The 12972-nt window shown below is 44.3% G+C and carries 14 protein-coding genes and 1 pseudogene; 5 read left to right on the top strand and 10 right to left on the bottom strand.

What is annotated here, in order from left to right:
* The 5 genes and pseudogenes from CAG69_RS22395 to CAG69_RS01880 form a co-directional block, all read left to right on the top strand.
* Positions 1-348: pseudogene (locus CAG69_RS22395) on the top strand (hypothetical protein); the annotation flags it as partial.
* A 1-nt stretch (position 349) separates the two neighbouring features.
* Positions 350-1654: a HipA domain-containing protein gene (locus CAG69_RS01895; RefSeq protein WP_202600673.1), complete on the top strand. Its 1305-nt coding sequence runs from the start codon at positions 350-352 to the stop codon at positions 1652-1654.
* A 60-nt stretch (positions 1655-1714) separates the two neighbouring features.
* Positions 1715-1918, top strand: a complete 204-nt coding sequence (locus tag CAG69_RS01890) for a hypothetical protein (RefSeq protein ID WP_148514062.1) — start codon at positions 1715-1717, stop codon at positions 1916-1918.
* Positions 1915-2112, top strand: a complete 198-nt coding sequence (locus CAG69_RS01885) for a hypothetical protein (RefSeq protein ID WP_161442472.1) — start codon at positions 1915-1917, stop codon at positions 2110-2112. Before CAG69_RS01890 ends, CAG69_RS01885 begins: the two co-directional genes overlap by 4 nt.
* A 13-nt stretch (positions 2113-2125) precedes the next feature.
* Positions 2126-2488, top strand: a complete 363-nt coding sequence (locus CAG69_RS01880; protein WP_104965925.1) for an HVO_A0114 family putative DNA-binding protein — start codon at positions 2126-2128, stop codon at positions 2486-2488.
* 328 nt (positions 2489-2816) lie between these two features.
* Here CAG69_RS01880 and CAG69_RS01875 read toward each other — a convergent pair whose 3' ends face one another.
* From CAG69_RS01875 to CAG69_RS01830, 10 genes are all read right to left on the bottom strand, one after another.
* Positions 2817-4181, bottom strand: coding sequence for a TrkH family potassium uptake protein (locus CAG69_RS01875; RefSeq protein ID WP_047690397.1), 1365 nt, complete (start codon positions 4179-4181; stop codon positions 2817-2819).
* A 1-nt stretch (position 4182) separates the two neighbouring features.
* Entirely contained in the window at positions 4183-4836 is a 654-nt protein-coding gene (locus CAG69_RS01870) for a potassium channel family protein (protein ID WP_025787165.1), read from the bottom strand.
* Positions 4837-4849: 13 nt separating this feature from the next.
* On the bottom strand, positions 4850-6310 hold the full coding sequence (locus CAG69_RS01865) for a TrkH family potassium uptake protein (RefSeq protein WP_337247408.1): 1461 nt from the start codon (positions 6308-6310) through the stop codon (positions 4850-4852).
* A complete protein-coding gene (locus CAG69_RS01860) occupies positions 6303-7001 on the bottom strand; it encodes a response regulator transcription factor (protein ID WP_161442470.1) in 699 nt (232 codons plus the stop codon). The genes CAG69_RS01865 and CAG69_RS01860 overlap by 8 nt, the downstream gene beginning before the upstream one ends.
* A complete protein-coding gene (locus CAG69_RS01855) occupies positions 7001-8026 on the bottom strand; it encodes a sensor histidine kinase (protein ID WP_161442467.1) in 1026 nt (341 codons plus the stop codon). The genes CAG69_RS01860 and CAG69_RS01855 overlap by 1 nt, the downstream gene beginning before the upstream one ends.
* A 162-nt stretch (positions 8027-8188) precedes the next feature.
* On the bottom strand, positions 8189-9028 hold the full coding sequence (locus CAG69_RS01850) for a mechanosensitive ion channel family protein (protein WP_161442465.1): 840 nt from the start codon (positions 9026-9028) through the stop codon (positions 8189-8191).
* Positions 9029-9038: 10 nt separating this feature from the next.
* Entirely contained in the window at positions 9039-9995 is a 957-nt protein-coding gene (gene corA / locus CAG69_RS01845; RefSeq protein WP_161442463.1) for a magnesium/cobalt transporter CorA, read from the bottom strand.
* A gap of 3 nt (positions 9996-9998) precedes the next feature.
* On the bottom strand, positions 9999-11006 hold the full coding sequence (locus tag CAG69_RS01840; protein ID WP_161442461.1) for an FAD:protein FMN transferase: 1008 nt from the start codon (positions 11004-11006) through the stop codon (positions 9999-10001).
* Positions 11006-11974 (bottom strand): calcium/sodium antiporter, encoded by a 969-nt coding sequence (locus CAG69_RS01835; RefSeq protein WP_161442459.1) that lies wholly within the window; start codon positions 11972-11974, stop codon positions 11006-11008. The genes CAG69_RS01840 and CAG69_RS01835 overlap by 1 nt, the downstream gene beginning before the upstream one ends.
* A gap of 12 nt (positions 11975-11986) precedes the next feature.
* Positions 11987-12790: an undecaprenyl-diphosphate phosphatase gene (locus CAG69_RS01830; RefSeq protein ID WP_161442456.1), complete on the bottom strand. Its 804-nt coding sequence runs from the start codon at positions 12788-12790 to the stop codon at positions 11987-11989.
* Positions 12791-12972: the final 182 nt, after the last annotated feature.

The raw sequence follows: 12972 nt of genomic DNA, 5'->3' as shown, positions 1-12972 counted from the left end.
GATGAAGAGTTCTCCAAAGGATTTATGTTCAATCACATCGATTGGGATGTCGTTGATTATGGCAATTATTGTGAGAACTCTAGTTATTTTGCTCTCAAAGAAGAAACTCTTTTGACGAAATTACAAGCTAAATTATCTTGTTTATCAAAATCTTATCACCTAAACAAAAGAACTTGGAAGTATTTCAATTTGTTATGTACTCAACATTCAGAACTTCGTCCATGCTTAGAGCAATTCATATCCGAGCATGACAACCGAAGATTAGACATCCAAGCTGAAATGCTGGCAGTAGAAAATGCGATTAACTTATACAAAGATATAACACTACCAGTAGAGAATAGGAGTTAATTTGTACAATTCTATACTTTACGCATATGCTACAAACAACATGCTCGTAGGGACATTTGCCCAAAAGTCGAAGAGTCACCTATCATTTTCTTATTCTGAAGAGTGGTTAGCGTATCATTCATCCTTCCCGCTCTCGTTAAGTCTACCTCTAGTGAAAGGTGAGGTTTCGTCATTTAATGTATTGAATTTTTTAAACAACCTCCTTCCTGACTTAACGGGTGAGCGATTAGAACTTGCTCGCTCAATAGGTGTGCAATCCGTCGATGCTCTCACTTTACTCTCTAAAATCGGACACGACTGTACAGGAAGCATTTCGTTCACTGACTGCAAGGAGCCTCCCGTTGTAGCATGGGAATATCAAGAACTATCTATAAGCCAATTAGATGAAATCGTTACTCAGCGTAAGTCATTTCTTCCTTTTTTTGGTGATTACCGTCCGTGTATTTCAGGGACACAACCCAAAACAACGCTAATGAAGTTGAATGACAAGTGGTATGTACCACAAGGAAAATCAATCAGTAGCCACATTATCAAGTATTCGATGGGGGCGATTGCACAAAATAACTCAGTGCTAGATATGAGAAGCAGTGTTGAGAATGAATTCATTTGTGCTCAAATTGCCAAGAAGCTTGGTTTTAATGTACCTAATGTGGAGATAATTACTACCGCGTCAGGAGCTAAAGCCTTAGCTTTAGAGCGGTTCGATAGATGTTTTAGTAGCAGTGTCGCGTCTCGTAGACATCAAGAAGATTTTTGCCAGATTTTCGGCGTTCCTGAAAATAAAAAGTATCAATCGGAGAACCAACTGGGCACTTCTAAGATTGCTGATTTTTTAACTGCTTCTACAAAAGGCCATGAAAATACTCGTGATTTTTTTAAGTTTATGATTTTACAGTACCTTCTTGGGGCAACTGATGGGCATCTGAAAAATTTTTCGGTGCATATTGATTCCAATGGATTCCATCAACTCACACCATTCTACGATTTACTGTCTGCATATCCTGCTGTAGGTCCTAAAGGATTAAATAAGAGAAAACTAAAGTTATCGATGGGTCTAAAAGCATCCAAAGGATATAAATACCATATCAACAAAATTTGCTTACGACACATAGAGCAAACCGCTATTCAGTTCGGTATTAGTAATGCTGAATGCCATGAAATCCTTTCTGCCTTTCTCGCTCAATTTAGTAGCGCACTTAGCTCTATAGACAATCGATTTCCTGAAAAGGAGTTTTCGCTAGTAAAGGACGCAATATTTCAACATTCCACTAAGATCGTCGAAAAGTTAAACAGATCAATTAAGTAAACATCTCGGGTAACAATTATTGCCCATTTTGTAAACATACTCGTTAACAGTGAGGGAAAGATGGCTGAAACCACAACCAATGGAAGTAACACAACTCTTGATTTGAAGCAGTCTTTCGCTCTGCTAAGTGTCGATAAGAACGGTATCGTAACGATGAAGTTTGGTGATGAGGTAATGGTTTTTATGAACGACAAATGCCCAGCAATTGCTACAGATTTATTAAAAGTGATTGCGTCAATAAAAAACGGGAGTAGCCATCAATGAAACGTGAAAAAGAAAAGAGCAGTGGTCTAACAGAAACTTTGCGTGACAACCAGGATATTGATCGCTTTCTAGACTTACTCGAAAAAGACATAGGACTACATCCTGGTAAGTTGATTGGTCCTTCTCCAGAAATAAAAGAAGAATTAGATAAGATCGTCTGTGAGTATTCTGTCGATTTAGATGGCGGCTATTAGGAGTGAGGATGGTATGAAAGCAAAAATCGGCATTCTATCAGAAGAGCTTGCTCGTAAGCGCATGATTCGCATTGCAGAAGGCAAAGTGACGGCAGAAGAACCTTATCCTCAATTTTTGTTTGAGTCACTGGCAGCTCTTTCACAACTGTTGTCTAACGAAAATGTTGAACTACTGAATTTGATTGCTCGCGAAAAGCCAAACAGTCTTGATGACCTTGCTGAAATGAGTGGGCGTAGTATCAAGGATGTTACTGATACTTTCGAAGCTCTTTCATCTAAAGGTTTTGCTTGTATAGAAACGAAGGGTGGTCAATCTCGACCAATTGCGTTGTTTACAACATTCGAAATCGTTATGGGCAGGTCCCTTTTACTTTGAATCGCTAACTCACAATTGAACTAAAGTGAGTTACGCTGAATTCCCAATATTTATATCAAACTGTATTGTTCCTACGTTTACGACTTAAGCCGATATGTGAGATATCTTTTTACCACAGTAAGAACAGTACCGTGCGTTACCATCAGGATCATGGTGCAGTCCTCTTGAACAATTGAATTTAACCCAAAACGTCCTTCTTAAAATACGCCAGTAATAATACATAGTCATACCCTAGTCATCGTAAATAAGGCTTATTATTGTTGATGACATTGCTTTAGCTATTAGTTCGTTAAACCTGCATTCACTTCCTTGTGTTAGCCTTGAAAACTCATCCAATGGCTAATTTTGTCTCCGCAAAACGTAGTTTTTTCTGGCGTGGGCTGGCTAAAAAGTACGCCAAGGTTAATGGTCCCAATCTCCCCATATACATCATAAAGATGATAATGAGTTCACCCGATGCGGAAAGCTGACCTGTTAAGCCACGAGATAACCCCACAGTACCTAATGCAGAAACCGCTTCAAACACGACATCTATCATCGGGGCATTTTCCGTCAAGAGTAATGCAAAGATGGCTAACCACGTCACTACAACCGAAATCATCGTCAGTGCAAGAGCTTTGCTGATCGTATCTTTCGCGATTTCACGTTTAAACACATGGATTTGCTCATCACGACGTAAGTAAGCGTACGTCGATAAAATCAATACCATAAAGGTGACAACTTTGATGCCACTTGCGGTACTTAACGAACCACCACCAATGAACATCAGCACTAGAATAATTGCCGTTGTTGCATCTTCGAGTTGGTCAATCGCAAGTGTATTAAAGCCTGCGGTTCTTGGGGTTACCGCCTGAAACCAAGAAGCCAGCCACTTACCGAGTTCGCTGAGTGGCGCTAAGGTGTTGGGGTTATCACGCTCGATTAGGTAGATGGCTATCACTGCCACGGCATTGATAAGCACGGTTCCCGTTATCATCATGCGGCTATAAACCGTCAGTTTTGACCACCGACGGTTTCGCTTTAAGTCCATCCAAACCGAAAAGCCTAACCCGCCAATGATAAATAGTCCTGTAATCGTCAGGTTAACGACGGGGTCATCCACATAAGGCATTAAGCTATCAGCACTTAAGGCAAACCCAGCATTATTAAACGCACTGATGGTATAGAAAAAACCGTGAAATAAACTGGTTGCCCAGCCAAGCTCATCGCTCCAATACCAGGTGAGTATGGTCATCCCAACCAGTTCGACGGTCAGAGCAAACATCAGCACGGATTTAGCGGTCGCAACAAGCGTTGAGGAATCGGTTTGATTAAATGCTTCTCTTGCGACTGTACGCTCTAAAAAACCAATTTTCCCTCCCAAAGCAATCAAGGTCACAATGGCAAAGGTCATGAGTCCGAGGCCACCACACTGAATGAGTAAAGCAATGACAACTTGCCCGAATAAAGTGAACTGAGTGCCTGTATCAACCACCACTAGTCCTGTCACCGTTACGGCTGAGGTAGCCGTAAACAAACTCTGTATCCAAGTGATAGGCTCATGAGCCGCGATAGGCAGTTTGAGTAATGCCGTACCCAGCAGGATGAGCAGTAAAAAGCTGCCACTTAAAATCAGGGGCGGCGCACCAACTATTTTTTTTCCTGACTTGGGTTTACGTTCTATCGGCGTGATAGAGGGGTGCCACAATACCATGTCACACCAACCTTGGAGCGAGATACTTTAGCTCAGCGCGAGTGCCGCACAACAGAATGATATCATTCGCTTTCAAGACAAAATCATGACCAATCTGATTGAGCACGTCTTGTTCACGTTTGATGAGAACCGTTTGCACACTGCCTTTGGCATCACCAAGAATTTGTCCAATCGGAGTGTCGTGTAACGATGCTCTGATATGAATTTCAACCACATACAATCCATGACCTAAGGACAAGTAGTTATTCACCATAGGGTAGTTTAGTGCCTGAGCGACACGCACGCCCATTTCCTCTTCAGGGTGAATAATACGTTGAACGCCAAGTTTTGACACTATGGTGTGATGTGCTTTGGTACTGGCCTTGACCCAAATCTCTTTAACACCGAGATTTTTCAATGCCAAAGTGCAAAGCAAACTTGACTGCATATCTTCCCCAATCGCGATCAATACCGCTTCACTGTTGCCAAGATCTAATTCACGCAGCGCATTCTCATCGGTGGAGTCACAAATAATGGCTTGCGTTAACTCCTCGACATATTTCTCAACAATTTTGGGGTCGCGGTCAACGCCCGTCACGGTGTGTCCGAGATGGATCAGTTCAAGACTGGCCGCGATACCAAAACGTCCAAGTCCAATGACAGTAAAATGTGCCATGGCAATACCTTTACTATTTTTTCCAAAAGTGTGGCAATAACATGGCTAACACCGTGAAATATTCCAGTCGGCCAAGGATCATTGCCAGATTTAATATCCAGATGCCTGTATCAGAAACAGGTTGAAAATTGCTTGCTACCACGCCAAAACCAGGTCCAAGCACATTGATACACGCCACCACCGCGGTAAAGGACGACCAAAAGTCCAGTCCTGTTGCCATCATCAGCAAAGTGAACACCACGGTGGTCAGCGCTGCCAGAGACATAAAAGCCATCACAGCATTGGTCACATCGGAGGCCACAACGCGCCCTTGATAACGGATCGGCAAAATGGCTCTGGGATGGGCAATCTGGCGAATTTCTCGTCGAATTACTTTGAACGTAATGATATCGCGCACAAATTTATTGCCCCCTGCGGTTGAACCTGAGCAACCACCAAGATAGGCACAAAACACCAAAAAGAGTGCGCTTGCCGCAGGCCAACTGCCCAAATCCGCTGCCCCAAATCCTGTACTGGTCATAAATGAGACGACGCTGAACATGGCAAAGCTAAGAGAGGTAAGAAAATCGTCATAGGCAGAATGGCTAAAAATGTACCACCCCAAAACAAAGGAGAGAGCAATCGCTGTAAGAATAAATACTCTTGACTCTTCATCAGAGACATACAGACGTAGCCCTGCAAAACCACTTCGAAATACTCGAAAATGAAGACCAAAACTGATCGCGCCCAACATCATGAAAATGTTAGATAGCATAAGGATAAGGTGACTTTCAAAATGCCACATACTGGCGTCATGCGTCGAGAACCCGCCCGTTGAAACCGTGGTAAAACTGTGCGCAATGGCATCGTAAGCCGACATCCCTGCAAGATAGTAAGCCCACGCACACGCAACGGTGATCGCTAAATAGACACCCCAGAGATAATGTGCCGTCTTATTGATACGGGGCGAAAGCTTGTCATCCTTAATGGGTCCAGGCGTTTCTGCCTTAAGCAGTCGCATTCCTCCGACATTGAGCATGGGCAGTACCGCGACGACAAAAATCACCACGCCTAACCCACCCATCCACTGAAGAAATTGACGATACAAGAGAAAAGATTTCGGCATATCGTCCAAGCCAGCCAGGATGGTGGCACCTGTGGTGGTTAAGGCACTGATGGACTCAAATATTGCGTCAGTCATACTGACTTTGGTAACGAAATGGATCGGCAATGCACCTAAGAAGCCAGTTAATACCCAAGTTAAACTGGCAAACATTAACGCATCTCGAAAGGTGACTTTATGCAGCTCACTTTTTCTCAATAGAACGGATAGCAAAAAAGCAGAGAGCATCATTACCGCCGAAGGAGAAAAAAAGTCACCTGATATATGATCTTGAAAAACAAACAGCGACAACAAGCCAAATGAACCTTGCACAATGCCCATCCAAAGCATGGGCATGACCAAGAGTCGAACAGTGTTCTTGAGATTAATCACGAGGTGGCTCCATCGAAACTAAACGGTAGCCAATCCCTGATTCGGTTTTAATGAGCTGTTGTTCGTCTGCGCTGTCGTTGAGTTTTTTGCGCAACTGACTAACCAGAACGCGCAGATAGTGGGTATCGTCGGTATGACTTTCGCCCCACACCTCTCTCAACAAGTCTGTCTGTTTCACAAGTTGCCCTGGTGTAAGCATGAGCATTTCAAGAAACGCAAATTCCTTTTTGGTCAGAATCACTTCGGTATCGTACAGCCAGCATTGATGGGTACTTTTTTGTAGTTTGAGCGCACTAAAAGTAACGATATCGTCGCTAAAATGGTCACTGACCAAGTCTCGCAGCAGTACCTTAATCCGTACAATAAGTTCTTTAATGCCAAACGGCTTACTGAGGTAGTCGTTAGCTCCCGCTTCAAGCAAGCGGATCTTCTCTTCTTCTTGGTCGCGTGCCGTTAGGATGAGCACAGGCGTTTTACTTGACTGACGGATCATCGATAGGAACTCAATACCATCACCATCAGGCAATCCCAAGTCGAGCACCACCACATGCGGCTGAACACGCTCAAATTGCACTTTTGCCGTGGCTAACGAGTCTGCTCCCACGTAATCAAAGCCTTCAGCCGCCAAAGAAATGCGCATAAACGTTTGGATTTGAGGCTCATCATCCACCACCAGTATTTTGTAGTTCACTACTGCTCTCCTTGTTGACTGCTTGGTAGCGAAATCCGAATCAAACAACCTTGTTGTACTTCTACACATTCGATATGGCCTTGATGGGCTGAGACCACGCCTTTTGCCACACTCAACCCAAGGCCAGAGCCAGAATCGTCACTTCTTTTTTCCTTGCCTGAATAAAACAGCTCGAACATTCGTTCTGCTTCATTGGGTTGCAGTGATTGGCCTTGATTGTAAACATCAATCACCACATTCTGCTGACTCTGATAAATTGTCACACTGACCTGTTTATCTTTAGGGGAATAACGCAGCGCATTGTCCAAGACATTAAATAATGCCTGCTCTAGCAAAGCCCGACTGACATCAACCAATGAAACCGCCCCATTGACGACGACCTCAATACTTATTGTGGATGAAGAGAAGCGGCCAATGACGCTTTTTACAATGTGTACTATGGATTCTTGTTGCTTCTGGATACGAACCACGCCGTGTTGCAATTTCGTCGCTTGCAAAAGATTCTCTATGTATTGGTGTAAGCGATGGCTTTCTTTGATGGCACTGTCGAGCAGTTCATCCTTTTCTTGGGCTTGCAGTTGCGTCTGGTATTCTTTAAAGGTGGTGAGATTACCGATAATCCCCGCGAGCGGAGTTCTCAAATCATGAGATACGGAGAGCAAAATTTGGTGGCGCAATTGAACCTGTTCCAACGCATTTTGTTGGCGTCGATACCGCTCAGCGAGCTGGCTAGTGGTAAAGGCAACCACAATAAAAACAAGTAAGTTGATGATGTCATCCAAGTGGAACATCTGAAGCGAATATCGAGGTGTGGTAAAGAGGAAATTGAAACTGACCGCTTCGGCAATCGCAGCCACATAAGCTATTCGTGACTGGCATTGAAGGGCAATCACAACGATAGAAAGCTGGAGTATCAGCAATACCGCGATGGTTGAGCCTAACCAGTGATCAAGTCCTAAAGAGACGACAAGTGCAAGAACAAACACCGACGCTGATAAAATATAACGCTTCTGTAGCCAACTCATTGCCATATAAGTCATTTGAAAGAAAATCTTAACAGCGACTCTATCAGATGCGGAATCAGGGTTCGCGTAAAAAAAGCGTAAAAAATGGCGAAATCTAGAAGCGTTATATCCAATCAGAGGAAGTCACAAACAGCATCGTAACTTCCTCGACTTATGTATTGTTTAAGGTTTTGCAGAGCCTTCATCAACCCACTTCATGTTCAAATCTCTCTGCGGGAAAGGAATAGTTAATCCAGCCGCTTCGATATTCGGCTTCACTTGCTTTTGCACCGCCCAATAGGTATCCCAGTATTTATCCGTTGGACACCAGGCGCGAAGTTGGAGGTTCACTGAACTGTCAGCCAGCATGTGAACAATCACTTGAGGCTCAGGATCTTTAAGGATATGTGGCTGGGACAACGCTAACTCTTTAAGCACATTCAATCCAACCTCGACTGAATCTTGGTAAGAGATACCAACCGTGATATCCATACGACGTTTGTTGTTGCGGCTAAAATTACGAATGGTTGAATTCCAAACGGCACTATTCGGGCTAGAGATGTAGAGGCCATCCGCTGTCTCGAACACAGAAGTGAACAGACCAATATCAACCACACTACCTGAGTAGCTTCCAAATTCTACAAACTCGCCTTTTTTGATCGGCTTCAGAAATAGAATCATGATACCTGCGGCAATGTTGCTCAGTGTGTCTTTCAGAGCTAGGCCAATAGCTAAACCTGCTGCACCGACTAAAGCAACCAAGCTGGCAGTATTGACACCAAACAAGTCTAAAATGATCACCAATCCAACCACGTAGACGGCATAAGAAGCCACCTGTGACAGCAGACGGGCTACGATTTCATCGCCACCGCTCAGTTTACTAGTTGCTTTGAAAACGCCGCGTTTAACAAGCTTAGCGAGCATAGCGGCGGCAATAAAAACAAAAACAGTGATGAGAGTATTTTGTAGGATTTGGATAATCAAATCCTGATGCGTAGTATAAAATGCAATTAAATGGTTCATAGGCGCTCCTTTATAGCCATCCTTTGCGTTTAAAGTAAAAGTAAGGGGCAAATCCTGACGCTAACATTAACCCTAGCGCCCAAGGATAGCCACCAATCCAATCTAGTTCAGGCATAAACTCGAAGTTCATACCATATATACTTGCAATCACCGTCGGTGGGAGGAAAACCACAGCAGCAATTGAGAATATTTTTATGATCTGGTTTTGTTCGATATTGATAAATCCTTGGGTCGAATCCATCAGGAAGTTAATTTTATCGAACAAGAACGTGGTGTGTGACATCAAGGCTTCAATATCTCGGCTAATTTCACTCAAGGTTTCTCGGTGATCATTACGAGATTTTAAATGACGCAATAGGAAAGAGATGTCACGTTGCGTATCCATCAAACACAAACGCACTTTGCCGTTGCTGTCCTCCAAACGAGCTAGGCGGCTAATACATTCTTCTAAATCTGCATCATCATTCTCAAGTACATCATGGCTGACCTTTTCTAATTGGCGGTGAATGTCTTCTAGTGTGTCGGCATGATTTTCGACTTTTTGCTCTAGTAAAGTCACCAACAAACTATCGACATCCTCACAACGAATTTGTCCTTTTCTCGCCCTTAGGCGGAGCAAGCGGAAATCTGCCACCTCTCCTTCGCGAATGGTGATTAAACGCTTATTTTGCAGTATACAGGCAACCGTCACTGTGTTGTGGCGTCCCTCTGTTGGTGAAAGGAACAGAGAGTGAACATGGATCCCTGCGGTATCAATAAAGCATCGTGCGGAGGTTTCGATTTCTTCTACATCTTCCGATTCGGGCAGTTCGATACGTAACAAAGAGCTGATTAATTCTCGTTCTTCATCGGTCGGCTCATGGGCATCAATCCAATCCGCTTGCGCGACCAATTGATGCAGATCGTGTTTGTCATCGTCAGCAATGGTTGTGATCACCCCATTGATAATATTGAAAAATCGTAACATTCGTTATTCCTCAAGCTCATTGTGAATCTCTTCATACGCTTTGCTTCTTTTTTCTTTTAGTTCTCCATCAGCTTCATCGATAAACAGAGCTTTTAAGTGATTCTCATTGGCAACCTGAATACCTTGTTCAGAGCCAAGGCAAAGCAGCGCAGTAGACCAGGCATCCGCTTGAGTTGGGTCGTCGTGAAGAACGGTTACCGACACTGTATGGTGCTTAACGGGCGTTCCTGTTCTGGCATCAATGATATGGGTATAGCGCTGTCCATCTTGATCGAAATAGTGTCGATAAGTACCTGATGTCATAATTGCCTGAGGGAAGTCGAAAGCCAACACTTTCTGTAGCGTTCGTTCTCCAGGCAAGGGCTTTTCAATCGCGATTTTCCACGGCTCGCCATTCGGTTTTACGCCACTCACCACCATTTCTCCCCCGATTTCAACCAGGTAGTTGGTGATTTGGTGTTGTTTAAGTACCTCTGCCAATCGGCCAACGCTGTATCCCTGAGCAATGGAGGATAAATCGACGTGAACTTGCGCAGATGCTTTCGTCATCGTGGCGTCGTCAACCTGAATTTTATCCATGCCCACCGACATCATGACGTTATCAAGCTCTTGTTGTGATGGAATGGATAGCTTATTTTGTGTAAATCCCCAGAGGTCAAACAAAGGCCTGATGGTCAAGTCATAACACCCTCGGGACTGTTGAGAAACGCCTTTCGCGACCTGTATCAGATGAGTAATGTTATTCCCCACCTGACCAGACAAACTCGCTCCCGAGTTGAATGCAGAGATGGTTGAATCGGGACGATAGTTCGACATCTCTTTATCAATTTCGGCGAGTACCACTTCCAGCTCAGCATCTAACTTATTGCTATCAACGGTTTCTTGACTCCAATAGCTCACATGCCATGTTGTCCCTTGAGCCATTCCCGATAGTTTTTCTACCTTAGGAGACGCGCTTTCGCATCCAGAGAGGAAAACAAGACCAACAACAATCCAGCAGAATTTAGACATTACAGCGCTCCATAGATGAGATAACCGTTGTACCCCAAATAACACACCAACAGCACCGCGCCTTCACTGCGAGAGATCGTCTGCGATCTACCAAAACGAGCGGCGGTCAAAAGCAGCAACCCCGTGACAAAAAGCATCGATGTCCAGTCACGCCAGAAGACTTCAGCACCAATATTGCTAATAGGCTCAATGGTGCCAGCAATACCGATGACGGCTAAGGAGTTAAACATATTTGAGCCGACCACATTACCCACAGCTATATCATGCTCGCCTTTACGCGCTGCCACGATGGATGCGGCTAATTCGGGTAAGGACGTTCCTAAGGCCACAATAGTTAGACCAATCAATAAATCGCTGACACCGAGTTGTTGTGCGATTTCCACCGCTCCCCACACCAAAATACGCGAGCTGATAATCAGTAACACTAACCCTGTAATCAACCAGAAAATGGATGACTTCAGTGACATACTTTGGCTAGACAGTTCGTCGTCCATCTCTTGTTCTAAGTGGTCTCCCTTTGAGAGTAATGCGCTCCAGATTGACCAACCAATCAAAAGCATGAATCCACCAATCAACGCCCAGGCTTCTAATGTGCTGATATGGTGATTCCACAACATTGCGCCAATGACAAGCGTGACGAGTAAAAGAATGGGAAGTTCTTTACGGATGATGCTTGAATGCACAGCAATCGGTGCAATGATCGCGGTCACACCGAGTATTAAGGTAATGTTGACAATATTCGAACCGACGGCATTTCCAAGCGCCAGAGCAGGATTGCCATCCATAGCCGCCATAGCCGAAACCACCATTTCGGGAGCCGATGTACCGAATCCGACGACCAACATACCAATCAATAAAGGCGGCATTCCTGCGTAGTTGGCACTAGCGGCTGCGCCTTCAACAAATTTATCTGCACTCCAGACAAGCAGTGCAAAGCCAGCGATAATCGCGAGTGAAGCTAATAGCATGTTTAATCCCTATTAAATAACGTAAAAGTATAGAATAACGGCCAAAATTAATCGGTAGATGACATAAGGCATCATCCCAAATTGATTCAGGAATTTGAGGAAGTAGTGGATCGCCAGTATTGCGGTGAGAAAAGAGGTAACGCTACCAATTAAAAGTGCCAGCCAATCTACGGTTACCGAACTATCCATCGCTACTTCAGCGATTTTGGCTGCTGCCGCGAGAGCAGTAATCGGTATGGCAAGCAAAAAGGACAGGCGAGAGGCTGCTTGTCGATTAAATCCTAGTATCAATGCTGCGGTGATGGTTACGCCTGAACGAGAGGTGCCAGGGATTAAGGCTAATGCTTGCGCACACCCGACAATCAGTACATCTCTCCAACCGAGAGATTCTAACTCTCTAACTTTTCGACCAAAGATATCGGCTAAACCCAGCATCACGCCATAAGCAACGGTTGTAAACAGAATAACCATAACAGAGCGAAGCTGGTCATCGATTAAGTCAAGAAGAAATAACCCAGCTAATGCCGCAGGAAAGGTTCCCCACAAAATCGCCCAGGCTAAGCGACTGTTGGCGGAGGAATATTGACGCTGAGTGATCGATTTACCCCATTCAGTGATCAACAGAGCAATATCTCGTCGAAAGTAGACGAGCACGGCGAGCAGCGTACCGATATGAGTGGCGAGATCGAAGCTAACTCCCTGATCGACTACATCAAGGAAGGTAGGCATTAAGATCAAATGAGCAGAGCTAGAAATGGGGAGAAACTCGGTGATCCCTTGCACAATCCCTAAAAACAAAGCGTACCATGCATCCACAGCAGGTTTCCTTTTGTCATCTCGGGCAGGCAAAAAACAAAAGCTAAATCGCGATCCTACCCGTATCGCGATTTAGCTTAAGTCTTGCCAGAACATGTCGAACGTGAATACCACAAGCGTGAGGCTTGGAGACTGTTGATATTCACTCCACTACTTAATCAGTAGTGGAAGGCTACTCCCTT

It is taken from the genome of Vibrio sp. V43_P6S15P86, from assembly GCF_009904725.1.
GTDB lineage: Bacteria > Pseudomonadota > Gammaproteobacteria > Enterobacterales > Vibrionaceae > Vibrio > Vibrio diabolicus.
This window is presented reverse-complemented; position numbering and strand designations above follow the sequence as displayed.

Coding starts and splice junctions, on each gene's coding strand:
- CAG69_RS01890 (WP_148514062.1), top strand. CDS start 1,715: ATGGCTGAAACCACAACCAATGGAAGTAACACAACTCTTGATTTGAAG.
- CAG69_RS01885 (WP_161442472.1), top strand. CDS start 1,915: ATGAAACGTGAAAAAGAAAAGAGCAGTGGTCTAACAGAAACTTTGCGT.
- CAG69_RS01880 (WP_104965925.1), top strand. CDS start 2,126: ATGAAAGCAAAAATCGGCATTCTATCAGAAGAGCTTGCTCGTAAGCGC.
- CAG69_RS01875 (WP_047690397.1), bottom strand. CDS start 4,181: ATGGTATTGTGGCACCCCTCTATCACGCCGATAGAACGTAAACCCAAG.
- CAG69_RS01870 (WP_025787165.1), bottom strand. CDS start 4,836: ATGGCACATTTTACTGTCATTGGACTTGGACGTTTTGGTATCGCGGCC.
- CAG69_RS01855 (WP_161442467.1), bottom strand. CDS start 8,026: ATGAGTTGGCTACAGAAGCGTTATATTTTATCAGCGTCGGTGTTTGTT.
- CAG69_RS01850 (WP_161442465.1), bottom strand. CDS start 9,028: ATGAACCATTTAATTGCATTTTATACTACGCATCAGGATTTGATTATC.
- corA (WP_161442463.1), bottom strand. CDS start 9,995: ATGTTACGATTTTTCAATATTATCAATGGGGTGATCACAACCATTGCT.
- CAG69_RS01840 (WP_161442461.1), bottom strand. CDS start 11,006: ATGTCTAAATTCTGCTGGATTGTTGTTGGTCTTGTTTTCCTCTCTGGA.
- CAG69_RS01835 (WP_161442459.1), bottom strand. CDS start 11,974: ATGCTATTAGCTTCACTCGCGATTATCGCTGGCTTTGCACTGCTTGTC.